Origin of the sequence: Nocardioides sp. CF8 (genome assembly GCF_000389985.1) — a bacterium.
In the GTDB taxonomy this organism is placed as follows: domain Bacteria; phylum Actinomycetota; class Actinomycetes; order Propionibacteriales; family Nocardioidaceae; genus Nocardioides; species Nocardioides allogilvus.
Genome location: NZ_CM001852.1, coordinates 868,395 through 893,680 on the forward strand (window position 1 = coordinate 868,395; position 25,286 = coordinate 893,680).

At 68.8% G+C, this 25,286-nt stretch carries 18 protein-coding genes; 16 read left to right on the forward strand and 2 right to left on the reverse strand.

Annotated features, from left to right (window positions below):
• The first annotated feature begins 21 nt into the window (after positions 1–21).
• On the forward strand, positions 22–927 hold the full coding sequence (locus tag CF8_RS04265; protein ID WP_010831907.1) for an SDR family NAD(P)-dependent oxidoreductase: 906 nt from the start codon (positions 22–24) through the stop codon (positions 925–927).
• Between the two features lie 140 nt (positions 928–1,067).
• Here the strand turns inward: CF8_RS04265 and ku are convergent, their stop codons facing one another.
• A complete protein-coding gene (ku, locus tag CF8_RS04270; protein WP_010831908.1) occupies positions 1,068–1,976 on the reverse strand; it encodes a non-homologous end joining protein Ku in 909 nt (302 codons plus the stop codon).
• Between the two features lie 46 nt (positions 1,977–2,022).
• On the opposite strand from ku, the gene CF8_RS04275 reads away from it, so the two are divergent.
• From CF8_RS04275 to CF8_RS04315, 10 genes are all read left to right on the forward strand, one after another.
• Entirely contained in the window at positions 2,023–3,597 is a 1,575-nt protein-coding gene (locus CF8_RS04275) for an AMP-binding protein (protein WP_010831909.1), read from the forward strand.
• A gap of 13 nt (positions 3,598–3,610) precedes the next feature.
• Entirely contained in the window at positions 3,611–4,546 is a 936-nt protein-coding gene (ligD, locus tag CF8_RS04280; protein ID WP_036490190.1) for a non-homologous end-joining DNA ligase, read from the forward strand.
• Positions 4,543–5,436 (forward strand): non-homologous end-joining DNA ligase, encoded by an 894-nt coding sequence (gene ligD / locus CF8_RS04285; protein WP_010831911.1) that lies wholly within the window; start codon positions 4,543–4,545, stop codon positions 5,434–5,436. Before ligD (CF8_RS04280) ends, ligD (CF8_RS04285) begins: the two co-directional genes overlap by 4 nt.
• Positions 5,437–5,506: 70 nt before the next feature.
• On the forward strand, positions 5,507–6,199 hold the full coding sequence (locus CF8_RS04290) for a response regulator transcription factor (protein WP_010831912.1): 693 nt from the start codon (positions 5,507–5,509) through the stop codon (positions 6,197–6,199).
• A 138-nt stretch (positions 6,200–6,337) separates the two neighbouring features.
• Positions 6,338–6,802 (forward strand): Flp pilus assembly complex ATPase component TadA, encoded by a 465-nt coding sequence (locus CF8_RS04295; RefSeq protein ID WP_010831913.1) that lies wholly within the window; start codon positions 6,338–6,340, stop codon positions 6,800–6,802.
• Positions 6,803–7,132: 330 nt separating this feature from the next.
• A complete protein-coding gene (locus tag CF8_RS23425; RefSeq protein WP_010831914.1) occupies positions 7,133–7,411 on the forward strand; it encodes a DUF4192 family protein in 279 nt (92 codons plus the stop codon).
• 35 nt (positions 7,412–7,446) lie between these two features.
• Complete coding sequence (locus CF8_RS04300) at positions 7,447–8,190, forward strand: DUF4192 family protein (RefSeq protein WP_332248901.1); 744 nt, start codon at positions 7,447–7,449, stop codon at positions 8,188–8,190.
• Between the two features lie 357 nt (positions 8,191–8,547).
• Positions 8,548–9,474 (forward strand): hypothetical protein, encoded by a 927-nt coding sequence (locus CF8_RS04305; RefSeq protein ID WP_010831916.1) that lies wholly within the window; start codon positions 8,548–8,550, stop codon positions 9,472–9,474.
• Between the two features lie 208 nt (positions 9,475–9,682).
• Positions 9,683–9,865: a hypothetical protein gene (locus tag CF8_RS04310; protein WP_156887145.1), complete on the forward strand. Its 183-nt coding sequence runs from the start codon at positions 9,683–9,685 to the stop codon at positions 9,863–9,865.
• Positions 9,866–10,095: 230 nt separating this feature from the next.
• Complete coding sequence (locus CF8_RS04315) at positions 10,096–13,827, forward strand: N-6 DNA methylase (RefSeq protein ID WP_010831918.1); 3,732 nt, start codon at positions 10,096–10,098, stop codon at positions 13,825–13,827.
• A 554-nt stretch (positions 13,828–14,381) separates the two neighbouring features.
• Here the strand turns inward: CF8_RS04315 and CF8_RS04320 are convergent.
• The gene (locus CF8_RS04320; protein ID WP_084622779.1) at positions 14,382–15,650 is read right to left on the reverse strand and encodes a DUF1173 domain-containing protein; all 1,269 of its coding nucleotides are present in this window, start codon (positions 15,648–15,650) and stop codon (positions 14,382–14,384) included.
• A gap of 365 nt (positions 15,651–16,015) precedes the next feature.
• On the opposite strand from CF8_RS04320, the gene CF8_RS22925 reads away from it, so the two are divergent.
• The 5 genes from CF8_RS22925 to CF8_RS04340 all read left to right on the forward strand — a co-directional run bounded on the left by CF8_RS22925 (position 16,016) and on the right by CF8_RS04340 (position 25,194).
• Positions 16,016–16,291, forward strand: a complete 276-nt coding sequence (locus CF8_RS22925; protein WP_010831920.1) for a hypothetical protein — start codon at positions 16,016–16,018, stop codon at positions 16,289–16,291.
• Positions 16,292–16,410: 119 nt separating this feature from the next.
• Entirely contained in the window at positions 16,411–21,597 is a 5,187-nt protein-coding gene (locus CF8_RS04325) for an SNF2-related protein (protein ID WP_232211570.1), read from the forward strand.
• Positions 21,598–21,750: 153 nt separating this feature from the next.
• Positions 21,751–22,128: a hypothetical protein gene (locus tag CF8_RS04330; RefSeq protein ID WP_051204381.1), complete on the forward strand. Its 378-nt coding sequence runs from the start codon at positions 21,751–21,753 to the stop codon at positions 22,126–22,128.
• 48 nt (positions 22,129–22,176) lie between these two features.
• Complete coding sequence (locus CF8_RS04335; RefSeq protein ID WP_010831923.1) at positions 22,177–23,502, forward strand: AAA family ATPase; 1,326 nt, start codon at positions 22,177–22,179, stop codon at positions 23,500–23,502.
• A 282-nt stretch (positions 23,503–23,784) separates the two neighbouring features.
• Positions 23,785–25,194 (forward strand): hypothetical protein, encoded by a 1,410-nt coding sequence (locus tag CF8_RS04340; RefSeq protein WP_036490197.1) that lies wholly within the window; start codon positions 23,785–23,787, stop codon positions 25,192–25,194.
• The last annotated feature ends 92 nt before the right edge of the window (positions 25,195–25,286 follow it).

Genomic DNA, 25,286 nt, shown 5'->3' on the forward strand with positions numbered 1-25,286 from the left:
GTCCCGCCTAGAGTTGGGCGGGTGACCCTGCTGCTCCAGACCCCGCTCGCCGCGCTCTCCCGACTGCACCGGACCTTGCGGCCCGGCACCCCCAGCCCGCTGCTCGGCGCCACCGTCCTGATCACCGGCGCCTCGTCGGGGATCGGTGAGCACACGGCGTACGCCGCGGCGAGCCGTGGCGCCCACGTCCTGCTCGTGGCCCGGCGGGCCCAGGAGCTGGACCGCGTGCGGGCCGAGGTCGAGGCTCGGGGCGGTCGCGCATCGACGTACACCGTGGACCTGACCGACGGCGAGGGCGTCGACGCGCTCGTCGCGGAGGTGCTCGCTCAGCACGGTGCCGTCGACTACCTCGTCAACAACGCCGGGCGCTCGATCCGGCGCTCGCTGGAGCTGTCCTACGACCGCTTCCACGACTTCGAGCGGATGATGGCGGTCAACTTCTTCGGGCCGGTGCGGCTCACGATGGGCCTGCTGCCCGCGATGCGCGAGCAGAAGTTCGGCCACGTCGTGAACATCGTGACCTGGGGCAACCAGATCAAGGCGCCGAAGTTCGCGGCCTACATCGCAGCCAAGAGCGCGCTCGACGTCTTCGGCCGGATCATGGGGCGCGAGGCGTTCTTCGACAACGTCACCTGCACCAACGTCCGCGTCTCCCTGGTCGCGACCGACATGATCGGCCCGACGGACGCCTACAAGAACAGTCGGGCCGAGAGTCCCGAGCACTGCGCCGAGCGGATCGTGCGGGCGCTCGAGGACAGGCCGATCACCGTCGACGGCATCGTCGGCTCGGTCAGCGAGGTCTTCAACCTCGTGAGCCCGCGGCTGGCCGACTTCGTCTTCGCCGAGATGGCGCGGCGTGTCCCCGACTCCGCTGCGGCGCGCGGCGAGGTCGCAGCACAACGAGATCCCGCCCCGACCGCGTCGTAGCAGAAGCGGATGGTCCCGGACGTTCGCTGACGCGCCGTGTCCAGGACTCCAACTGCAGGCAGTTGGAGGCTCGTACGGCGTGGGCACGCTCGGCTGCGCCGTACGGCCCGCGAACTGCCTGCAGTTGAAGCCCGAGCGACCTAGCTGGCCTTCTTCGCCGCGGCCTTCTTGGCGGGAGCCTTCTTCGCGGCCTTCTTGGCCGGCGTCTTCTTCGCGGCCGGCGTCTTCTTCGCGGGCTTCTCGTCCTCGGTGTCGTCGGAGGCTGCGGGCGCCTCGCCCCGGGCCGACTTCGCGGCCGCGACCGACTTCTGCAGCGCGGCGAGCAGGTCGACGACCTCGCCGGAGGACTTGGTGGAGGTGGCGGTCTTCTTGACCTCGCCGCCCTCGATCTTCGTCTTGACCAGGGTCTCGACGGCACCGGCGTAGTCGTCCTCGAACTCCGAGGGGTCGAAGTCGCCGGCCAGGGTCTCGACGAGCATGTGGGCCATCTTGACCTCGGAGTCCTTGACGTCGCCGGGCTCGATCGTGAAGTCGGGCTGGCGGACCTCGTCGGGCCACATCATGGTCTGCAGGACGATCACGTCGTCGCGCACGCGCAGGACCGCGATCGAGGTGCGCTGGCGCAGCGCGACGGTCACGACCGCCATCCGGTCGGCATCCTGGAGCGCCTGGCGGAGCAGGGCGTAGGGCTTGGCCCCCGACTTCTCGGGCTCGAGGTAGTAGGACTTCTCGAACATCATCGGGTCGATCTGCTCGCTCGGCACGAACTTCTCGACGGCGATCTCGCGCGACGACGTGGAGGGCAGCTCGGCGAGGTCGTCATCGGTGAGGATGACCATCTCGCCGTCCTCGGTCTCATAGCCCTTGGCGATGTCGGAGTAGGGCACCTCCTCGCCGTCGATCGAGCAGACGCGCTGGTACTTGATCCGCCCGCCGTCCTTCGCATGGACCTGGCGGAACGAGACGTCGTGGGACTCGGTGGCCGAGTAGAGCTTCACCGGCACGTTCACGAGACCGAACGAGACAGAGCCCTTCCAGATGGCGCGCATGGTTCAAACCGTAGACCAGAACACGTTCTTGTAGCACCCTGAGCGCGTGACCGAGTCCGCGCCCCGACCACTCACCCTGCCCGACGTCCTCGAGGCGATGGCCGATTCGGTCGGCGACCGCACCTTCGTCGAGACCCTCGACACCGCCTACACCTACGCGCAGGTCGACGAGCGCGCCAACCGGCTCGCCCACCACCTGCTCGCTCAGGGAATCGGGCGCGGGGACCACGTCGCCGTACACGCGCACAACCGGATCGAGTGGATCGACGCCTTCTTCGGCACGCTCAAGATCGGCGCGGTGCCGATCAACATCAACTACAAGTACCTCCGCGACGAGCTCGCCCACCTCTACGACAACGCCGACTGCGTCGCGGCCGTCATCGCGCCCGAGTACGTCGAGGTCGCCGGCGACCTGCTCGCCGGGCTGAAGCACGTCCTGGTCATGGACGCGTCGTACGGCGAAGCGATGGCCGCCGCCAGCGGCGAGCGTCCCCAGGTCGACCGCTCGGACGACGACCACTACGTCATCTACACCGGCGGCACCACCGGCTCGCCCAAGGGCGTGGTCTGGCGGCAGGCCGACCTCGTCCGGGCGGCCCTCAACGCCGCGCGCTACGGCGCGCCGATCGAGTCGGTCGAGGCCCTCGCGGTGGAGGCGGCGGCCAACGAGAGCCCGATGGTGCTGATGGCCTGTGGCCCGCTGATGCACGGCGGCAGTCAGTGGATCATGGGCAACGCGCTCGTCGCCGGGCAGCAGATCGCCTACTACACGGAGCCCAACTTCGACGCCGAGCGCGTGCTCGACCTCGCCGCGAAGTCGCGCACCGTCTCGCTCGCGATGCTGGGCGATGCGATGGCCCGCCCGATCGCGGAGGCCGTGCTCGCCGAGCCGGACCGCTGGGACCTCAGCGGGCTCGCGGCGATCTCCAACGGAGCCGCACCGCTCTCGCTCGGCGTGCGCGAGGAGATCCGGGCCGCCTTCCCGGGCAAGTTCATCCTCGACTCGTACGGCGCCTCCGAGTCCGGCGCCACCGGCTCATCGTTCGACACGGGGGACGGCGACGGGTCGGCCCGCTTCGGCGTCACCGACGAGGTGCAGGTCTTCACGCCCGACCTGACGCCGGCGGCCGTGGGGGAGCGCGGCATGCTCGGGCGCTCCGGCCCGATCCCGCTCGGCTACTACAAGGACGAGAAGAAGACGGCGGCGACCTTCAAGGAGGTCGACGGCGTCCGCTGGGTCATCCCCGGCGACTTCGCCCGGCGCGAGGAGGACGGCACGGTGACCGTGCTCGGCCGGGGCTCGGTGTGCATCAACACCGGCGGCGAGAAGGTGCACCCCGAGGAGGTCGAGGCCGTGCTGCTGCGCCACGAGGGCGTCTTCGACGCGGTCGTGGTCGGCACCCCGCACGAGCGCTGGGGCCAGCAGGTCACGGCGCTGGTGCAACGGCGCGAGGGGGCAGAGCTGACCGAGGAGGACCTGATCGCGCACGCCCACGCGCTGATCGCCAACTACAAGGTGCCCAAGCAGGTCTTCTTCGTCGAGGCCGTGCCGCGCACGCCGGTCAGCAAGGTCGACTACCCGGCCGCCACCGCGCGAGCGGTGGAGCTCACGGGCTCCTGACAGACTCACCTCCATGCGTCCGATGCTCGCCACGAAGGGCACCCACGTCCCGACCGGGCCCGGCTGGTCGCACGAGGTGAAGTGGGACGGCGTGCGGATCCTCGCCGACGTCGTCGCCGGTGAGGGCGGTCGCGCGCGCCTGTTCACCCGCAACGGCAACAACGCCTCGATCGCCTGGCCCGAGATCGCGCCCAGCCCGCTCGGCGATCGCGACCTGCTCGTCGACGGCGAGATCATCGGGCTCAACGCCGACGGGCTGCCCGACTTCGGCGTCCTGCAGGAGCGGATGCACGTGCGCTCGGCGACCTCGGCGGCCCGGCTGGCCGAGCGGATCCCCGCGACCTACATGGTCTTCGACCTGTTGCGCCTCGACGGTGAGGACCTCAGCGGCCTGCCCCTGGGCGATCGCCGCGAACGGCTGGCGGGGCTCGGGCTCGACGCCTCGTGGCAGGTGCCAGCGGCGTACGACGACGGCGCGATGCTCTTCGACGCGACCCGGCAGCAGGGGCTGGAGGGGATCGTCTCCAAGCGGCTGTCCTCGCGCTACACCTTCGACGCGCGCAGCAAGGACTGGATCAAGCTGGCGCACCGGCACCGCTTCTCCTACGTCGTGGCCGGCTGGCGCCCCCAGGAGGGCACCACCGACCGGCTCGCGTCCGTGCTCGTCGGGGAGCCGACGGCCGACGGCCTGATCTACCGAGGCCGGGTCGGCAGCGGCATCGGCGGCGCCGCGTCCAAGCTGCTGTCCGAGCTGGTCAAGCCGCTCGAGGTGGGGGAGTCGCCGTTCGCCGACGAGGTTCCCCGCGAGGACGCGGCCGGCACCCACTGGGTCGAGCCGCTGGTCGTGGTGGACGTCGACTCCCACAACCGCCCGCCCGTCAAGCGCCTGCGCCAGCCGTCCTACCGCGGCGTCCGCAACGACATCGGGCCGGAGGACCTACTGACATGAACGACATCCACGTCGACGTCGACGGCCGCACGCTCAAGATCAGCAACCTCGACAAGGTGCTCTATCCGCGCACCGGCACCACCAAGGGTGAGGTGCTCAACTACTACGCCTCGATCTCCGGGGTCCTCCTCCCGCACCTCGAGGATCGCGCGGTCACCCGCATCCGCTGGCCGCACGGCGTGCAGGCGGGGAGCTTCTTCGAGAAGAACGCGCCGTCGGGCACCCCGTCGTGGGTGCGTACGGCGACGGTGCCGACCACCGGCAGCCGCGCGAGCTCGGACAGCGACACCCTGCGGTTCCCGATCTGCGACGACCTCGCGACCCTGACGTGGCTGGTCAACCTCGCCGCGCTCGAGCTGCACGTGCACCAGTGGCAGGTGACCAAGGCCGGCAAGCCACGCAAGCCCGACCGGCTCGTCATCGACCTCGACCCGGGGGAGCCGGCCGGCCTGCACGAGTGCTGCCAGGTCGCGCTCAAGGTCCGCGACGCGCTCGCCGAGCGCGACCTGTCGTGCAGTCCCGTGACCAGCGGCAGCAAGGGCCTCCACCTCTACGCCGCACTGCCCCGCAAGCTCGACAGCGACGGCACCACCGCGCTGGCCAAGGAGGTCGCCGAGGAGCTGCAGAAGGCCGACCCCGGGCTGATCACGGCGAGCATGACGAAGGCCAAGCGGCCCGGCAAGGTGTTCCTCGACTGGTCGCAGAACTCCGGCTCCAAGACCACCATCTCGCCGTACTCCATGCGCGGGCGCGAGCGCCCCACCGTGGCCACCCCCGTCACCTGGGACGAGGTCGAGCTCGGGGCGCACGACCCCCTCGGGCTGGAGCAGTTCCGCTTCGAGGAGGTCCTCGAGCGGGTGCAGGACCACGGCGACCTCTTCGACGCCTGAGGACCGATGCCGGACGCCCGGCTCCGGCGTTCAGGCTCGCTGTCACCCAATCAGCCTTATGCTCGCCGGTATGGCGCGGGTGCTGGTCGTCGAGGACGAGGAAGACATCGCATTTCCGCTCGTTCGCACGCTCGAACGAGAGGGCTACGACGTCACCTGGCTCGACTCCGGCCGCGGCGCGCTGGAGCACCTGCGGCTCGAGTCGCCCGACATCTTGATCCTCGACCTGGGGCTGCCCGACATGGACGGCCTCGACGTCTGCCGGGCCGCCCGCACCGCCGGCTTCGAGGGCGGCATCATGATCGTCACCGCCCGCGGCGGCGAGCTCGACCGCGTGGTCGGTCTGGACTTCGGGGCCGACGACTACCTCGTCAAGCCCTTCGGGCTGGCCGAGCTCCAGGCGCGGGTCCGCGCGCTGCTGCGTCGCAGCCAGTCGGGTCGTGGCGACAACCGCGTCACCACGACCGAGACCGCCTCCGGGCTCCGCGTCGACGTCGACGCCCGCCGGGTCACCATCGAGCAGGTCGAGCTCGCCCTCACGGCCAAGGAGTTCGACGTGCTCGCGCTGCTGGCCGCCAGCCGGGACAAGGTCGTCACCCGCGAGACCCTGATGAACGAGGTCTGGGACGAGAACTGGTTCGGCTCGACCAAGACGCTCGACGTGACCATCGGCCGACTGCGCAGCAAGCTCGACGAGGCCGGCGCCCGCGATCGCGTCGTGGCGATCCGTGGGGTGGGGTTCCGGCTCGAGGGCGACGGCTGAGCCCTGGTGTGACGGGTGACGCCTCGTGTGGCGTCCCCGACGCGACGTTGTCCACAGGCTGTTCTTCGCCAGTGGTGGTCTGGTCCACCCTCATTTAGCCTCTAGCCCGTAGCCGATCTCGGGACAGGGGACTACGCCATGACGCTGACGCGTCCAGACACGCACGCCGACCTCATCGAGGAGCTCGACGCGCGGGTGCGCGAGCAGGTGCGCACCGAAGGGGTCGACCCCCAGCGCGATGCACTGATCGTGCGTCGCATCGCCGAGGACGTCGTCCGCCGCCACGACGAGCGCAGCTTGACCGGTGCCGTCGTCCCGGTCGCCGATCCCGGTGCCGTCGTCGGCGAGCTGATCGCCCGGGTCTCCGGCTTCGGCGCGCTGCAGCCGTTCCTCGACGACCCCGAGGTCGAAGAGGTCTGGATCAACGACCCGAGCCGGGTCTTCATCGCCCGGCGCGGGCGGCACGAGCTGACCAACCTGATGCTGTCGGCGGCCCAGGTGCACGAGCTGATCGAGCGGATGCTGAAGTCGAGCGGTCGCCGCATCGACATCTCCCAGCCGTTCGTGGACGCGATGCTGCCCGAGGGGCACCGGCTTCCGTGACGTAACCTAACCGGCAGCATCGATTGGGACGAATTGCGACGCGGAGTCAGGATGACCGGGCGGCACATAGGAGGGCACGCTCGAGCAGCTCGCGTTAGCGAACAAGGACTCTGTGGTCCCACACGATGCTCCACTCGAATCGGCGCCGCGGCAGCCGTCGCGCTCAACCAGGCTGCGGGCGGACCATCGCGGTGGATGCCCGCCGACGCCCCCGGCCAGGCCCGGTCAACCACAGCAGCAGATCGGTAGCGCTTCACTGTCCGATCCGACGCGCTACCGGTTGCTTCTCCCGGAGAACCAGCCCTCCAAAACCTGAGCAGGTGATCGTCAATGACCAACGTTCTCAAGATCAGCTCGCACGACGAACTGATCGCGTCCATTCCCCACACGCTGGGTTTCACGCCACGGGGCATGGTGTGCCTCGCCTTCGGCGGCGGCCCCACCGCCCGCCTCGACATTCCCGAGTTCCCCGCGCAGATGGATGAGTTCCTCCAAGTTCTATCCGACGTCTACCTGCACCAGCACCACCCTCGCCGGGTCGCCCTTGTCGCGTACGGCGTGGACGGGCCCGGCTGCGTGCAGGCGTTGGCTGCTTGGGAGAGGCCCTAGTCAGCGGCGAGGGGCGCGGTCCTGACGTCGGCCCGGTGCTGTGGGTCAATGGCGAGCAATGGACAGACGTTCTCGAAGGTACCCGCGGAAGCGTCGACCCCGGTGCACGCGCTCGGATGGATGCGGAGTTCGCTCTGCTGGGCCGGGTTATGCCCGTCGCCCGGCGCGAGGATCTCGTCGCGGCGATGCAGGGCGACCCCACCGCGGTAGACCAGCTCTTGCCTGCTGCCAAGGCGCGCGTACTCGACATGGATGTGGCTGCCCGCCGGACCGAGGTCGAGTGGCTAGGCGAACGTATCGACCAATTCGGCCGCGATAGGGAGTACCTCGCCGACAGCGACGCGGCCCGGGTCCTGGCCGTGATGCACGACAGCGGTGCTCGGGACGCGGCCGAGACCCGGATGAGTCGCGAGCACGCCCCGATTCTTTCGGAGTTCTGGGGCGACCTCGTCCGCCGCGCACCGAGCGAGGTTCGCGACACGCCTGCCGCGATGTTGGTGTTGAGTTCCTACCTGGATGGGAAGGGTGCCCAGGCGTGGGTGGCGATCGATCAGGTGACTGCGAGTCACCCGCTCGCCGACCTGGTGGCGATCGCGCTCGAACGGGCCATCGATCCGCGCGAGCTGGAGCGGGCATTCCGCGCTGACCCCTCAGGTGGGCTGATGCAGCAGGCCGCGCTCCGCGACACGACCGCGCACGAGCGCCGATATGGCCACGACGCACACAACGGCCCTGGCGTCGACGGTGCCGGCCCGGAGTCGTCGGCCCCGGGCCGCTGAGAAGGACGGAGACAGGCCCGTGCAGAACACTCGCTCAGGACTGGAGAAGCGCCTCGCCCAGCGCCTCGCCGCCTCTCCCCGGCTGGCTCGACGCACCCCGGGAAGCACGAGAGTCGACTTGGTCTACCTAGACGAGGAGACCCAGGACCGCCTGGACAGCAGATTGCGCGAATAGGCCGCTGCTGCGGAGTCAAGGTTCCGGCCGCCCGCCTGTGGATAGAGACTCGCGATCCACAGGCCGAGCAACGCCGTGGCTGTGCTGTCGGTCGTTCGGTGCACACTCAGATTGGCAGTGTCGGCACGATCGGGTCGTGCCGGAGGGATGGGGATTCATGAGGGTCCCAGCCACGAGGGGACGTGAGGAACGTGCGGACGTCGACCAAGCTGATCCGCGTTGGAGTCGTCGTACCGGCAGGGCTCGCCGGGAGCTTCGTTGCGGTCATCGGCCTGGGCTTCCTGCCCGACACGGGCCTGGTGCTTGCCTTCCTTGGCACCCTGGTGGTGTCACTGGTCCTGGTGTGCGGACTGCTGGAGGCCCCTGCCACCCGGCTCTTCGGGTTCGCGCGCGGCCTTCGCCCCGGACAGCGAGCTGTGCTCGCGCCGACGCTGGCCCTGGTCGAGAAGCTGGACCTTGCCCCCGGGCGGGTGCTGGTGCGGCTGACCGACCACGACGGCCTGCCGGCGACTCCGATCGGCCGGGACACGGTGATCGTGGAGCCGTGGCTGGTGCAGAGCCTCTACCAGCGGCGTCTGACGACCGCGGATGCTGCGACCGCGATCGGGCACGCGGTAGCAAGCCAGCGGATCGGGCCTTCCCGGTTCGACCTGGCGGCACGGCTATGGGCGCTCCCCTGGACGCTCGTGATTGTCGTCATCCGGCGGATCGCCCACACCTTCTCGTGGGTACCGGCGGGCGAGCTCGCCTGGCATCTGCGGATCGTGATGGGTGTCATCGCGGTCTACCAGGGCTTCCAGCCTGGCGGAAACCCCACGCTCGGTGTCGCAACCGGGGTGCTGGTCGCGATCAGCTACATCGCTCCCGCAGCCGACCGAACCTGGCGCGCCGTGGTGGAGCGGGACGCCGACCGCATCCTGGCCCAGTGTGGACTCGCTGAACCGCTGATCCACTTCGCGCAGTGGCGCCGGGGTGCCGAGTCGATGGAGCGGGCACACCGCATCCGAGCCGCCGCGGCCGACCGACCCGCCGCACCACCGCCCGCCAAGGCACCGACGAATCAAGGAGCCGACACGCGGGTGCTGACGCACCTGACGGGCGTCACCTGAGCAGGGAGGGCTTCGTCGGCGCGGTTCAATGAGCGCAGACCAGGGACTCCGATTTCCGCGAACCTGCCACGCCCAGATCCCGCCAGCAACCTCTGAGAACCTCTGAGGTGTGACGGCGGTTGATGTAGACGTTGCTCGTTCCGAGCCTTGCCGGCGTGCGTCCGCGTCCATCCACGACGAGCAGGGAACCGAGGTCGGGGTGGGGAGCATGGACTACGCGCAGCTCAGGGACGGCCGGTGCGTCTTCAACTTTTGGATGTTCATGGATCTCGATGCCGTCGGCGACACATTCACGTTCAAGGCGGCGCAGCGCAAGCCCATGACCTGCACGCGGGTCCAGCTCGTGGCGGAGACCTTGGCCGACATCGTCGTCGACCTCGAGCTGGAGTAGCGGGAAGCCCGGGCACGCCAGCGGGGTGGGCACCGCTCGCGTCAAGACTCGCACCATCGATGAAGGAACGGGAACTGTCGCGAGCGAGTTGTGGGAATCTCACAACAGAGCGGAATCTGTCCCTTCTCGGTCGGCCGGTTCCTAGACGTGCCCCTCCGGAGGCCCGATGGCCTTGGTGGTAAATGGATTCGTGTGTGGAGACCGGTTCGGGGTCGCTAGCGTCTACCACCATGACGACCACTGCTGGCACGCCTCGTGCTGCCCTGATGGAGCGCCTGGTGAACAAGGCCGGCGGTGTCCGCAGCGAGGCCACCATCCAATCCGATGTCCGGATGTTGCTGCTCGACCCCGAGCTGGGGCTGGCTGAGGACGACCTGGATGTCCAGCTGGAGGCCCAAGTCGGCAAGGGTCGCCGGATCGACGTGGAAGTGGGCTGCACAGTCATCGAGGTCAAGAAGAGCTTGCACAGCGCGGCGGTGATCGCCCCCGCGATCGAGCAACTGGCCGGCTACGTCGAGACCCGCTCGGCTGAGATGGGCCAGCGGTACGTCGGGATCCTCACCGACGGTGAGTTGTGGATCGCGTACCACGAAGTTGACGGCAGCCTGCGCGAGGCCACCCGCCACACCGCGGTCACCGGCCCGACCGGCGTAACCGCGCTGCTGCGCTGGCTCGAAGGAGTCCTGGCCACCAAGAGCGGCGTACGCCCGAACCCGGCCGAGATCGCTGACCGGCTCGGCGCCGAGAGCTCGTCGCACGCCCTGGATTACTCCACCCTCGCGGCGCTGTACGCCGACAGCAGAGACCTACCGACCGTGGTCCTGAAACGAGATCTGTGGGCCAACCTGCTGCGTAGCGCGTTGGGTACCCAGTTCACCAACTCCGACGAGCTGTTCCTCGAACACACGCTGCTGGTCAACTCGGCCGAGATCATCGCGCACCTGGTCCTCGGCCTGCCTGCTGAGGAGTTGTCCCCGTCCACGCTGCTTTCAGGCGATCAGTTCACGATCGCGGGTCTTCACGGGGTCGTCGACCGCGACTTCTTCGACTGGGTACTTGAGGTGCCCGGGGGCGACGGCTTCGTCAGCGCTCTCGCGCGCCGCCTGGCCCGGTTCGATTGGTCTGCGGTCGAGCACGACGTCCTCAAGGTGCTCTACGAGTCCGTGATCTCGGCCGAGACCCGCAAGGCGCTGGGGGAGTACTACACCCCGGACTGGCTCGCCAACAGGGTCGTGTCCGAGGTCGTGACCGACCCACTCAACCAGCGAGTCCTCGACCCCTCATGCGGATCAGGCACGTTCGTGTTCTACGCCGTCAAGAGGTTCCTCGCAGCGGCCGACGAGACCGGTATGTCCCTCAAGGACGCGATGGCCCTGGTCTCCTCCCGAGTGATGGGCATCGACCTGCACCCGGTCGCGGTCGCCCTTGCCCGAGTCACCTACCTCCTAGCGCTGGGCCGGGACCGACTCAACGCCCCCGACCGAGGCAGTCTCTCTGTCCCGATCTACCTCGGCGACTCGCTGGGCTGGGACCAGCGAGAGGACCTCATGAGCGTCGATCACCTGGTCATTCCCACCGAGGTGGGCGACCAACTGCTGTCCGGCGAGCTCCGGTTCGGAGAGCACCTCCTGGACAACGCCGCCACCTTCGACGACCTGGTGCAGTCCCTGGTCGACGAGTCTGGCCGCGCCGCTGGCAAGGTCACCAACAAGCTGTCCGAGGGCACCATCCGCCGCCTGGCCCTGGCCGAGGCCGACCTACCCGACCTGCACGCCAACTTCATCCGCCTCAAGGAACTGCACGAGGCCCAGCGCAACCACATCTGGTCCTACTACATCCGCAACGTCGCCCGACCTGCCTGGCTGGCCCGCGGCGAGAACCGCGTCGACGTGCTCGTGGGCAACCCGCCCTGGCTCTCGTACCGGCACATGACCGAGACCATGCAGAAGCGCTTCAAGTCCCTCGCCCAGGACCGTGACTTCTGGTCCAACGAGACCACCGCCACCCACCAAGACCTCGCCGGCCTCTTCGTCGCCCGCGCCGTCGAGCGGTACCTCAAGCCCGGCGGACGGCTCGCGTTCGTGGTCCCGAACTCCGTCATCGACCGCGACTACTGGGCAGGATTCCGGGCCGGTCGCTTCGATGGCGCCAACGTTGCGTTCACCACGAGCTGGGACCTGCGCCGGATCCGACCACACCTCTTCCCCCGAGGGGCGGCCGTCATCTTCGCGACCCGCGGCCCCAAGGAAGCCCGGATGCCGGGCCACGCCCTGATCTGGACCGGCCGCGCACCTCACCGTCACGCCAGCATCGACACCGCCCACCAACTCCAGCAAGCCATGGGTGAGCTGTCGATCGGTTCCGACCCTGATCAACGCTCTCCCTATGCTGCTCGATTCAGCAACGGGGCGACGCTCTATCCGCGCCTCTTGTTCGCTGTTCAATCGGCCCTGCCGAGTGCGCTTGGGGTTCCGGCCGGACGCGTTGCTCTTGTGTCCCGACGCACGGCTACCGAGAAGAGCCCATGGAAGGACCTCCCGGATCTCGCCGGGACCGTTGAAACGGAATTCGTTTGGCCAGTGGCTCTGGGTGAGCAGGTCGTGCCCTATCGCGTGCTGCCGCCGCAGCAGTTCGTGATCCCGATGACTCCCAAGGGCGACGTGCTCGGTGTCGACTCCCCGCGGATTGATGCATACCCCGGCCTGGCGGATTGGATCCGCAAGGCGGACGCGTTGTGGGTCGAGCATCGAAGGTCGAATGTGTCGCTGGTCAACCAGATAGATCACATGAAGAAACTCAGCCAACAGGTCCCTGCGGCGCCCATTCGAGTCGCCTACGCCAAAGCGGGGATGCATGTTGCCGCGGCCATGGTCACTGATCCTCGAGTCGCCATCGACCACAAGCTCTACTGGTGCGCAACTTCTTCGGAGGCCGAGGCACGATTCCTGGTCGGAATCCTCAACGCCCCTGTGCTCACGGAGCTCGTGCGCCCCTTGATGTCGTACGGCAAGGACGAACGCGACATCGACAAGCACGTGTGGAAACTGCCGATCCCGCTGTATGACCCGAGCAGCGATCGGCACTTGAAGATCTCCCGACTGGCCGGCGAGCTCACCGACGAGATCGCCGGCATGACGTTCCGGTCCACCAACTTCGTGACCACGCGCAAGGACCTGCGCGCCCACATCACGGAGTCAAAGACCGGCCGTCAGCTCAACGCCCTGGTCGCCGAGCTGCTCGACGTCGAGCCAGCACCCGCGGTGCTCTCACCCGCTGCCGACGCCGACGGAACCAGGCTGATCCGGACAACCTCCGGCCCCATGCTCCTGCCGGGGGCCGATGTCACGGTCGACGTCGATTGCGAGTTTGACGCGGATGGCCGGGTCTACCTGTGGGGTGCTTTGGTCTCCGGGCCCGGCCAGGAACCCAGCTACACCTCGATCGGCAGCGCAGCGTCCGACGTCGACGAGCAACACCTCGCCGTCGAGTTCGGCACTTGGCTCGAAGGGCTGCTCGACCAGGTCATGGGAGAGGGACATACCGCCGCCTGGTTCCACTACGGCCAGGTCGAAGCCACTCATCTCCGCCGGCTGCTACCGACGGCGCTCGCCGAGAAGCTGCTAGATCAGGCCACCGACCTCTTGGCCGACGTGGTCCGTCCACACTTCTACGCACCGGGCGGATACGGCCTCAAACACCTCGCACCGGCCGCCGACGCGAGTTGGCGCACCGAGGGCGCCACGGGCGCCGACACCCTGACCTGGATCCAGACGGCCAGGGACGGTGACGACGGCGTCTGGCAACAGCTGGTCGACTACAACGAAGACGACACCCGCGCTACCAGGATCCTCAGGGAAGCTCTGGCCGCTGCAACCGAGGTCGGCTGGACGCTCACTCAGGCATCAGCCGACCTCACCGATTCCAGCACCCCCGACACTGACGCCACCGGTGACAATCAGTAGGGCAATGGGCGACTGGACTGGCGAGGGCTGCATCAAAGCTCCCCGTGCGGGTTCGTGGCGGGCGTAGGTTCGCCCAACCGAGGCGTCCGCACCTCCTGAGACATCACGTCGTGTAGCGCCACGCCGATTGCCGTGCGGGTCGACCACACGAAACATTCAGAAACGGTCCATTCTGGAGAGACGAGGCCAAGGGCTCCATTCAGAGCGTCTGCCTGCTACCCGTGTAGGGGACCGGTGGTAGCTGCGCCGCAGCGACGCCGAGCGGGCCGCGGCCGTCCGGACGTTCCTCAACCGACCCGCTCCGGTCTGACCCGCCCTGCCCTGCCCCTGCCCGCTACTCCCCGGTGTCCTCGCGGACCAGGTTGAGGTGCTCGCCATGGCGGTGCGCCTCTCACCGATGTCCCTTCGTTCCAGACATCCGTTTCGGCGGTGCCGAACACGACCACCGTGTTGCTTCGCTCGAGGAGGGCCGCGCTTCCTGGCGTTGGTCCGCCAGGCCTTTGATCCGGCGCCGCGTTGGGTGCGGCATCGAACCCCGGCTTGAGCAACGGCCGCTACGTGCGAAAGGACGCCGACGTTGGAAGTGCCGGCATTTCTTCGCCGAGAACCCATGTCCAGGCATTCGCGCCGGCGTGGGTGGCGATCTCGGCGACCGTGTCGCGGTCCTCGTCGTTGGTGAGGAGGAAGGCTGCGGTGGGGGTCTCGGTGTCGGTAAAGACGAGAGAGGCCATGGGCTTGTCGGGGGCTAGGTTGTAGCGCAGGGATTTGGTGAATCGTCGGCGTGCCGCGAGCGCTGTGTCGAGGAGCAGCTTGTCGGCCAGGGACTCGTACGGAAGCCAGTTGCGGTCGGTCATGACCAGTGAGACCTCTTCGGCGGTGGCGAGGCCGGCGCGGCCGACGGAGAAGGTGGCAATGACCATCAGGTGGCCCTCATCGTCGGTGTGCCAGAGCTCGAGTTCGTGACCGAACCGTCTGTTGAGGCGGGCCAGGAGGGTGTCGTCGATCATGAGCGGTGCGTCGGGCAGGTGTTTGATGACCAGCTTGTGTCCGAACCGTGCGGGGTCGATGGCTTTCAGTTCGCCGATGAGCATCATGAACTGCTGGGCGGAACCGTGCTGCTGCATCGGCGTCCACGCGGAGAGCCGGCGGGCGGTGATCTCGGTCTTCTTCTTGACGGTGAACGGCTCGGGGACGTACAACCTGGTGGCGAGTGGCTTGCCCTTGGTGAACTTCCCGCGGGCGGCCCGGCGCAGGTACCAGGACACGATGCGCCAGTTGCGTTTGTCTGCCATGCCAGGCGTCCAGGTCGCGAGGTCGGCTTCTTGCCACAGGTAATGCAGGACCGCGCGGAGAGTGAGGCGGTTGGGGTCTGAGGCGACGGAGTCGGCCACTCCCGCATCACCCACACCCGTGGGGGCGGCGCGCTCCGACTTGGACATGCGGAACCCGAGCTTGATGGCGGTCAGGCCGCTGTCGGCTTCCTCGGTGATCGCGCTGCCGAGGACCTGGCCGAGACCGGAGAGCTCTTCGGGAGGTAGGTAGGAGGCGCAGCGGTGGGCGTGCTCGAGACCGGAGTCCGGCATCCGTTTGATGAGGTACTTGTCGGGGCCGATCTTGGCGACGTACATGGCGACGCCGCCGGTTCGGCACAGGCACAGGGGCCGGACCCGGTCTGTGTGCGCGGCCGCGAGGAGCTGCTGTACGTCGGCGTTGTTGGTGTGGGTGATCCGGTGGCCGTAGAGCTCGAAGGTCTGCCGGTCGCCGGCCTGCTCACTGGTGTGCACAGCTCGGGCTGGTCCCGGGGCGCTGTGTGTGGTGCTCATGGTCGGAAAGGCAACGAGTCGCCGCGTGGATCGGACGATCGCGCCGGCCCGGCGGGTGCTCACCACAAACTTCTCTCGCCGGTGTCCGATCTGCGGGCCGGATGGGTGCCTTTCCGTGGTGAGGGCGGTGGTGAGCCGTGGCATGGGTGTCGCGGCCGGCGTCCTCACCAGCGGGTTGGAGGTGCCGGGCGTGGCGCGAGGTCGTGCGAGTGTTGCTGACTCTGATCAGCTGACGCTGTGGGATCTTGGTGAGGAGCCAGGTGATCCGGCCGATCAGGTGCCTGGCGGTATTGGTGAGGTCACCAGCGAGCGCAAGGAGCCAGCTCGCAGCTCGGTGTCGCTCGTGACGGAGGAAGGGACTCGGGATGAACCCGTACGGGGCGCGGATGCGGGAGCACTACGCGAAGCATCGGGCCACGGAGTTGGCGACGATCGCCGACCCGGAGAGCTTCTTCGAGGAACTGGGGCTGCAGATCGAGACTCAGATCGACACGTTGGCGGACCAGATCGTCGGCCCGTCGGACCCGTCGGAGGGCTATCTGGAGCGGGTGGGCCGGTTGACCGAGGCGAGGGCCTCGGCGGAGTCGGAGGTCCTCCGGGAGCACATGACTCCGGGTCTGGCGACTCCCCCGACCCCGTAAGGACCGCGACCGACTCCGTCGGGCCGATTCCTGCCAGGGAGTTGCGGCGGTTCCGGCCGGGCTCGCAACGCGACCTGGCGCCGGCGACGTCGCGGGAGCGGTTGACCGCGAACGTGGCCGTGCTGGAGCTGCTGTCCCAGCTCGACGCGGAGAATCGGCTCCCGTCCACCGATGAGCAGGCCGTGTTGGCGCGCTGGTCTGGCTGGGGGGCGCTGCCTGAGGTCTTCGACGACACCGCCAAACACACCGAGGCAGCCGCGCGGGCACGTGAGCTGCTGCAGGGTCGGGCCCGGTCGGCGGCGGCGCGTACGACGCTGAACGCGCACTACACCGACGCCGTCCTGGTCAGGGCGGTGTGGAGTGCTCTCGGTGCAGCCGGGTTCGACCAGGGCGCAGGCGGTCGGCTGCTGGAGCCGGGGTGCGGGTCGGGGACCTTCATCGGGTTCGCACCCGATCATGTCCGCGACGTGGTGGGGGTCGAGCTGGACCCCACGACCGCGCGGGTGGCCTCGCTGCTCTATCCCGCCGCGGACATCCGCGGTGAGTCGTTCGCCGAGACCCGGCTGCCGGAGGGGCAGCGGGATCTGGTGATCGGCAACGTGCCGTTCGCCGACGTCGTCCCGCATGACTCGACCTACAACCGCCTCGGGCTGAGCCTGCACAACTACTTCATCTACAAGAGCCTGCACCTAGTCAGGCCCGGTGGCGTGGTGGCGGTGCTGACGTCGCGGTGGACGATGGATGCGGCGAACCCGGCGGCTCGGGAGGCGTTCGCCGCTATGGCGGACCTGGTCACGGCCCTTCGACTGCCGAACCGGACCCACCACCAGGCGGCCGGTACCGACGTCATCACTGACCTGCTGGTCTTCCGCCGGCGGCTGGAGGGCGAGGAGCCGCTGGACCTGACACCCGGGTGGCGGCACCTGGAGCGGTTGCCGGCATTCCGGGCCGGGGCTGGACTCGAGGCTGCGCAGGTGAACCTCAACTCGCTGTTCGTGCAGCAGCCAGCTCGGGTGCTGGGTCGGCTCACGTCCCGCTCGGGCCGGTTCGGTCCCGAGGTCGAGGTCAGCCCGCCGTTGACCAGCGAGGGCCAGAGCCTGGTCGAGAAGGTCGCGGAGGATCTGGAGCGGCAGCTCACCTTCGACCTGACCAGCTACGCCGATGTGCGGCCACTGTTCACCGCTCCCCAGGCCGCACCGCGGCCAGCATCCACCCCGACAGCCACGCCGGTAGCCACCCCGTCTGGCCAGGCGCCAACGCGTACGGGGGCACCTCGCCCCCGGCGTGGTGCTGACGAGGAGCCGCTGGTGCTCCCCGGGGCGGTGGTGCGGGCCGAGGGGCACATCAACCTGGGTGAGGACGGCGGCTGGCTTCTCGTATGCTCCGGGATCCCCGAGCCGCTGGAGGTGCCGAAGTCCCAGGCGAACGAGCTGCGGTTGCTGACCGGGCTGCGCGACACGGTTGTCACGCTCCTGGAGTCCGAGGCGACCACTCCACTGCCGGGTGACTTGCCCACGGCCGTCACCCTCCCGAAGGGGCCGGGAGCCACCGGGGAGGAGCAGATGACGACGCTGCGGGAGCGGCTGAACCGGCAGTACGACGCCTACGTCGCGCGGTACGGGCCGATTAACCGGGTCACCGGCCGCAACACCGGCCGGATCGACCCGAAGACCGGGGACCCGGTGCTCGCGCAGGTGCGGCCACGCCAGGGCGGGTTCCGCGCCGATCCCCACTCCCCTGCCGTGTTCGCGCTCGAGCACTACGACTCCACGACCGGGTCGGCGCGCAAGGCCGACATCTTCACCGAGCGGGTGGTCGCGCCGCGGGTGCTCCGCACGCGTGCGGATTCCCCGGCCGATGCGGCGTCGCTGTGCCTGGACACCTACGGCGAGCTCCGCACCAGCGAGATCGCAAGGCTGCTCGGCGTCGACCAGGCGGAGGCCGCGGCCGAGCTGGAGGCGTTCGCGTTCGTCGACCCCGACACCGTCAAGCGCACTGCGGACGGCTGGAGGGCCGACTGGGTGCCGCGCGCGGAGTTCCTGTCCGGGAACGTGCGCACCCGGCTGAACCGCGTCGGGGAGGTCCTCGACCAGCTGGTCGTGGAAACGCTGGGCGATACGTCCTCGCAGCCGATGATGAGGCGTCTCCAAGCGGCCAAGGTTGCGCTGGGTGAGGTGCTGCCCGAGGACCTGGGGCCGACCGAGATCGTCGCCCAGCTCGGCGTGCCGTGGGTGCCGGCCCAGACGGTGGAGCATTTCCTCCGCGAGATGCTGGATGACCGCACCGTGGAGGTCGAGCATCCGGGCGGGTCGGTGTGGTCGGTGCGTGGCGCGCGGCACTCGGTGGCCGCCCGGAACACGTGGGGCACCGGCCGCGCGAGTGCGATCGACATCGTCCAGGCCTGTCTGGAGCAGCGACAGATCCGGGTCACCGACGAGACCCCGGACGGCCGCAGGATCCCGAACGAGACCGAGACATTCGCCGCGCAGGAGAAGGCCGAGGAGTTGCAGGAGCGGTTCGCGACCTGGCTGTGGGAGGACCCCGAGCGGTGTCAGCAGCTGGTCCGCGCCTACAACGACAAGCTGAACGCGATCGTGCTGCGCTCCTACGACGCCGCCGAGGACAAGCACTACCCGGGCATGGCCCGGGTCCAGGACGGTCGTCCGTTGCGGCTGCGGGCCCATCAGCACGCCGCGGTGGCCAGGATGGTGGCCCAACCCTCGGTGCTGTTGGCCCACGACGTCGGTGCCGGTAAGACCCTGGCCGCGGTGACCGGTGTCTCGGAGCTGCGCCGCCTGGGGCTGGTTCGCAAGCCGGCCGTCGTGGTGCCGAACCATATGCTGGAGCAGTTCTCCCGGGAGTGGCTGCAGGCCTACCCGCAGGCCCGGATCCTCACCTGTGGCACCGAGGACCTGGTCAAGGACAAACGGCGCCTGTTCGTCGCACGCGCCGCGACCGGTGAGTGGGATGCGGTCATCATGTCCAGGTCGGCGTTCGAGAGGATCCCGGTCTCCACGGACACCGAGGAGACCTACCTCGACGAGCAGCTGACACAGCTGCGGATCTGGCTCGCCGCCTCCAAGGATGGCCGCGGCCTGTCGGTGAAGCGACTGGAGGGCACCCTTGCGCGCGCCGAGGAGCGGTTGAAGGCGCTGCGCGACGTCGAACGGGACCCGGCGATCTCCTTCGAGGCCACCGGGATCGACTACCTGTGCGTGGATGAGGCGCACGGCTACAAGAACCTCCGCCTGGCCTCCAACATCCCCGGCGCGGCCGTGGACGGGTCGAACCGGGCCACCGACCTGGACTTGAAGATGTCCTACCTGCGCGGCCGCCACGGCCGGCGGGTGGCGACGTTCCTGACCGCCACCCCGATCGCCAACTCCGTGTCCGAGGCGTACACGATGCTGCGCTATCTCGCCCCCGCTGACCTCGAGGCGGCGGGGATCAGCGACTTCGACACCTGGGCGGCCACCTTCGGCCAAGTCGTCACCGACCTCGAGCTCTCTCCGTCCGGGACGGGATTCCGGATGAAGGCCCGGTTCGCGAAGTTCAACAACGTCCCCGAACTGCTGCGCCTGTGGCACCAGGTCGCCGACGTGAAGACCGCCGAGGACCTCAACCTGCCCACCCCCGACCTGGAGGGCGGTCAGCCGGAGACGGTGGTGGTCCCGCCCAGCCAGGAACTCCTCGACTTCATGGCGCTGCTGGCCAAGAGGGCCGATGCCGTCTCGTCGCGGGCCGTCGATCCGAGCGAGGACAACATGCTCAAGATCAGCGGCCACGGCCGCGCGGCCGCGCTGGACCTGCGGCTCGTCGACCACCAGATCGACGGCCTGGGGGCGTTCTTGGACCGGGAGCCGACGAAGGTCGACGCAGTCGCCGACCGGGTTGCCCAGATCTTCCACGACCACGCCGACGTCGCCTTCGGCAACGACCCCGAGCCCGGCGCGCTGCAGTTGGTGTTCTGCGACCTGGGTACGCCCAGCGGGGCGGGCTGGAACGCCTATGAGGAACTCAAGGCCCAGCTCGTCTCCCGGGGCGTCCCGACCGGGAAGGTGCGGTTCATGCACGAGGCCAACAACGACCGCGCCAAGGCGCGGCTGTTCGAGCAAGCCCGCACCGGCCACGTGTCGGTGCTGATCGGGTCGACGGAGAAGATGGGTGTGGGCACGAACGTGCAGCGCCGTGCGGTCGCGCTGCACCACGTGGACTGTCCGTGGCGGCCCGCCGACCTGGCGCAGCGCGATGGCCGCATCATGCGGCAGGGCAACCTGAACGCCTCCGTGCAGGTGTACCGCTACGTCACCGAGTCGAGCTTCGACACCTACCTGTGGCAGACCGTGGAGCGGAAGGCGAAGTTCATCAACCAGTTGATGCGTGGGCGGCTCGACGTGCGCGAGATCGAGGACATCGGCGACTCGGCGCTCTCCTACGCCGAGGTGAAGGCCCTGGCCTCCGGTGACCCGCGGATCATGGAGTTTGCCAAGGCCGAGACCGACGCGACCAAGCTGGAGCGGCTGGAACGTGCCTGGTCGGCAGCCCAGCGCAGTCTCGCGGCAACGATCCGCGAGGCCGGGCCGCGGCTGGAGCGGCTCGCGAGAGACCGTCAGCAGCTATTGGTGGCGATGCCGTTGCGGCGCGGCACCGACGGCGACTCGTTCTCGATCCGGATCAACGGTCCCGCGTACGGCAGGCGGGCCGACGCCGCACCCGCGCTGCAACGGGCACTGCTGGCCGTGCAGCCGTACCAGCGCGACGCCATTGCGCTGGGTGATGTGGGTGGCCTGCACCTGCAGGTGTCGGCGGACTCGTGGATGGGCCAGGCCCGGTACGTCGTCTCCCTCGTCGAGGTGCCGCGGGTGCACCTGCTCGTCGAGGCCGGCGACGTGCGGCAACCGAACCCCGGCCTGGTGACCCGGGTCGCGAACCTGCCCCGGCGCCTGGAACGCGTACTCGCGGACGTCGAGATGGACACGACGAAGATCACCCGCGAGGCTGCCAAAGCCCGGGCGGGCCTGATCGACGTCTTCCCGCGCGCCGGCGAGCTCGCCGAGATCCGCGAGACGCGAGACCGGCTGTCGGCCGACCTGGCCGCCGACAGCGCCGAGAAGGACACCGACGACCACGCTAGAGGGCACGACCCCTCGACCACGGCTAACGGTTCCCAGCCCAACATCCCCACCAACCCGCCACGTCAACCCGGTCAGGCGGGGCGACCCGCGATCCCGTCGCCGCCGCCTCCCCCGCGGCCGCGCCCGGATGAGGGTTCACGCCCGCCGGGCACCCCGGGGTGGTCGCGGTGAGCCGGGCCCGGGGACCAGTTCCTGTCCACAGGCCGCGCGAGACCGCTGCTTTCCACCGGAGCGGGCGCGCCGGGCGCGCTGAGCCGTCCGGTGCTGTTCCACTGGGTGGTGGGGTCGAACCCGCTGCCGACCTGTCTCGAAAGGACCACCCTGATGGCTGCTCCCACGACCGATCTCACCGGTGACGTGTGCGACCCAACCCCGGACTTCGTGTACGCGGTCTCGTTGCTCGCCGCGCTCGAAGCGACCGAACAGGACGGGCACGCGAGGGTGTTGCCGTTCCTGGGCATGGCGCGTGCCGAGCTCGTCGACTTCGGCCAGCGCCTCCCTGACCGCTTCGTGGAGATCGAGGTGACCACCCTGGGCGACGGCATGCGTGACCTTGAGGCACGCCTGACGGATATGGTGTCCGCCTCGGCGGTCCTGCAGCAGACCCTTCGGCTACAGGCGGCTCGGCGCCACGTGCGCCGGGCACTCACGGCGAGTTCATCGGCCGGCGCCACGCATCTAGCCTCGACCCTGACCGTATGAAGCCGTATGTTTGGCCAGATACATACGGCCTCATACGGAGCTGACACCATGATCGAGGACCCCTACACACCCGGTTCGGCGAGCCCGGCATATCTCAGTGGTCGGGGGCACGAACTCGCGGTCATCGACGAGCTGGCCGCGCGTGTTCGCTCTCTGGGAAGATCCGGCGGTCCGCTTCTGGCGTTCTACGGGCCGCGAGGCACGGGCAAGACCTCGCTGCTGCGGCATGCACAAGCCGAGGCCCACCGGGCCGGAATGTTCACCGCCTGGGTGACCGGCAGGGGTGACGCCTCAATGGTCGACGCGCTGGCGAAGTCGCTGAACCGCGCGGTTGGGACCGCATCGCTGGGAGAGAAGGCCAACGGCCTCCTCCACCGCATCGATCAGGTCCAGGTCGAGTTCGGACTCCCTGGCGCCAAGGTCGGAGCACAGTTCGCCTCGAAGACCAAGGCCGCTGATGTCGTCCACGACCTCCTCGAGGACACCGCTCGGTTCGCCCGCAACCACAAGCATCACGGCCTGCTGCTGTTCGTCGACGAGTTCCACGAGGCCTCGGTCGAGGACCGCAAGTCACTGCTCATCGCGCTCCAGGAGTTCGACGGCGACTCGATCAGTCCCACTCCCGTCGGGATCGTGGCAGCTGGCCTGCCCTCGATCCATGCAGCGATCACCGAAGCGGCGACGTTCGGGGAGCGGACCCGCTTCATCGAGGTCAAGGGACTGACGCCCGCCGCCGCCGCGGAGGCATTGCGTCTCCCTGCCGAGAGACTGGGCGTCGACTGGGATGATCACGCGATCGCCGCTGCGGTCGAGCTCGCACACACCTACCCCTACAAGGTGCAGATCGTCGGTTCCTGCACGTGGAACTTCGCGCGACCCGCCGCCAACTCGGTCATCACCGAGGGCCATGTTCGTGGCGCAACCGACGACATCGAAGATCGTATGGACGAGCTGTACCGGACCCGATGGGCGGCCGCGAGCCCGGCGCATCGTCGAATCCTCCAGGCCATTGCAGCCGGTGGTGGAGACACCGCCACTCGGGATCAAATCGCTGCCAGAGTCGGCAAAAGCACCAACGATCTGAGTCGGCCACGCGATGAGCTGATCGAGCGCGGTCTCATTGCACCGTCCGGCCGTGGGCAGGTGACCTACACGATCCCGGGCTTCGGCGCCTATATCCGACGTCGGATCGCCACCGAGCTTGACGATTCCCCGACCGCAGGTCGAGCGCAGCCGTTGGTTTCCCCGCCCGCCAACAGTGTGAGTGCGACGCTCCAGGCCGGTGCCCTGCGCCCCGGCAACCCGTCGCCTCCGACGCACCAATCCGACGATCAAGGCGACCAGCCGAACCGTCCCGCACCGCCGGCACCATAATCCCCTCACAGATCCCGCCGGTTCGCCCGTCTGCCTCGTCCCTCGTCCGGCGTCAAGTGTTCGATCTAGCGCGGGTTCATCTGCGCTTCCGAGCGAACCTCTGGAAAGGATTGAAACGACCAGCTCACATTGATCCGGCCTTCGGGGGGTTAGTTCGTGGGTTGGTTAGTCGCCCGTCTCGACGAGCACGTTCCGCGGCAGTGTCCGATCTGACCCGCCGGCGGTTGCTTCTCCGGGCATGGCAACGACTTGTTCCGCAAGGCACGCGGTTGGCAAGCCGCGATGACTGTCGCGACGTATGGCGAGCACGCCGAGAATGCGGCCCAAGCGCTCAATGCCCTGATCCGCGCCGACATGATCCCCGCCGACAAGCACGCGGTCGACCAACTGCTCCACTGCCGCGAGACCGTCGTCGACGCGCTCCGTCAGCGGCTCTATGACCTCGGGCAGGACAGCTGGTACCCACGTCCCGACCACTTGCGGGCCAATACCTCGAAGCCGAGCCTGGCCGGGCTGGACGCGAAGCTCGCAACCCTGGTGGACAGCATCGCCCTTGGGCTGCCCACGCTGCCCCTCGACGAGCACCGCTCCTCGTCGGAGTACCTCACGCCCGCATCAGCCGATCCGACGGTAGAGGCGTGGCGAGCGGCAGCGGTCGAGCTCCTGTCGGCCTCGCACGCACTGTCGGCTTCCGAGGAACAGTCGTGGCGCACCGACCCGGGGGCCGGCTGGTGGGTGATGCGCGATGCAGCAGTGGCGCTCGAGGCCGTCTTGGTGCTTGACTCACGCCTCGAGGAGGTCGGACTGCTGGCCGGGCATCAGCGCCCGGACTTCGCGATGGGGTTGGACGAGAAGCGCCTGGTGCTCTCCCAGACCGCTCGGGTGGCGACTTGGCATGCCACGAGCGCGAGCCCCGAGGAAGCCACCCCGAGGCTGCAGCCGCGAGCCCTGTCGACCGTGGTGCAGCCGGTCTCGATGGTGTCCACGCCCGCTGACCTGGCGGCCGCGCAACAGCGACTCGCTCGGTTTCTGCGCCCGCTCTCGGCCAATGACGTGTTCTATGCCGAGGAGCCGGAGATCACCGCCGACTCCGCACGGCAGATCACGGCGAGCCAGCTCTACCTGTGCCGGGCCTTCGCGAAGGCCTCCGACCAGTCGGCCAAGACCAGCATGTTCGGGGCGTTCTTCACCGAGCGCTCCGAGGTACTGGAGTCGTTGCAGCCCCAACTCAGCCACCTCGCCGACGTGAAGGCCGGCAAGGAGCCCAACATGCGCCGCTACTGGCAGCAGAGTGAACTCACGACCGCTGTCGCACGGATGGAGGAGCGCGGCGTCCCGATCCGGCTACACCCCCCACAGATGGCCGAGCTGGCCAAGGCAACCCACGAAGTGACCCACGATTTGGGCAAGGGGCTGCGTCGTGAACTGCTGCGCAACAACAGCAACCTGGTCGACGCCCACCCCCGCCACGCCGACGGCCCGGTCCGCGTCGGGAGGAACTCGCGGCTGGAGACCACACTGACCGACCTGGTCAACATGCCGGCTCCCAACGCGCCGGCGGCCCGGTTCAGCAACCCGCTCCAGCGGGCGGCTCTCCAGCAGGCCTTGAATCTGACGCCGTCCTCGTCCGCTCGGATGCCGATGCCGTTCCCCGCCGCTCGGGCGGCGGCGTACGGCGCCCCGGCCATCTGACCTGAAGGATGAGGCGAGCCGTGAGCGTCGACCGTACGGACGGACCGAGCCTCCCAGCAGTCACGAATGTCCACGTTCGTAGACATAGACAT

Excerpts from the sequence above, each read along its gene's own strand:
- ku (WP_010831908.1), bottom strand. The coding sequence starts at position 1,976 with ATGCGCGCCATCTGGAAGGGCTCTGTCTCGTTCGGTCTCGTGAACGTG.
- ligD (WP_036490190.1), top strand. The coding sequence starts at position 3,611 with ATGCGTCCGATGCTCGCCACGAAGGGCACCCACGTCCCGACCGGGCCC.
- ligD (WP_010831911.1), top strand. The coding sequence starts at position 4,543 with ATGAACGACATCCACGTCGACGTCGACGGCCGCACGCTCAAGATCAGC.
- CF8_RS04290 (WP_010831912.1), top strand. The coding sequence starts at position 5,507 with ATGGCGCGGGTGCTGGTCGTCGAGGACGAGGAAGACATCGCATTTCCG.
- CF8_RS04295 (WP_010831913.1), top strand. The coding sequence starts at position 6,338 with ATGACGCTGACGCGTCCAGACACGCACGCCGACCTCATCGAGGAGCTC.
- CF8_RS23425 (WP_010831914.1), top strand. The coding sequence starts at position 7,133 with ATGACCAACGTTCTCAAGATCAGCTCGCACGACGAACTGATCGCGTCC.
- CF8_RS04310 (WP_156887145.1), top strand. The coding sequence starts at position 9,683 with ATGGACTACGCGCAGCTCAGGGACGGCCGGTGCGTCTTCAACTTTTGG.
- CF8_RS04315 (WP_010831918.1), top strand. The coding sequence starts at position 10,096 with ATGACGACCACTGCTGGCACGCCTCGTGCTGCCCTGATGGAGCGCCTG.
- CF8_RS04320 (WP_084622779.1), bottom strand. The coding sequence starts at position 15,650 with ATGAGCACCACACACAGCGCCCCGGGACCAGCCCGAGCTGTGCACACC.
- CF8_RS22925 (WP_010831920.1), top strand. The coding sequence starts at position 16,016 with ATGAACCCGTACGGGGCGCGGATGCGGGAGCACTACGCGAAGCATCGG.
- CF8_RS04330 (WP_051204381.1), top strand. The coding sequence starts at position 21,751 with ATGGCTGCTCCCACGACCGATCTCACCGGTGACGTGTGCGACCCAACC.
- CF8_RS04335 (WP_010831923.1), top strand. The coding sequence starts at position 22,177 with ATGATCGAGGACCCCTACACACCCGGTTCGGCGAGCCCGGCATATCTC.
- CF8_RS04340 (WP_036490197.1), top strand. The coding sequence starts at position 23,785 with ATGACTGTCGCGACGTATGGCGAGCACGCCGAGAATGCGGCCCAAGCG.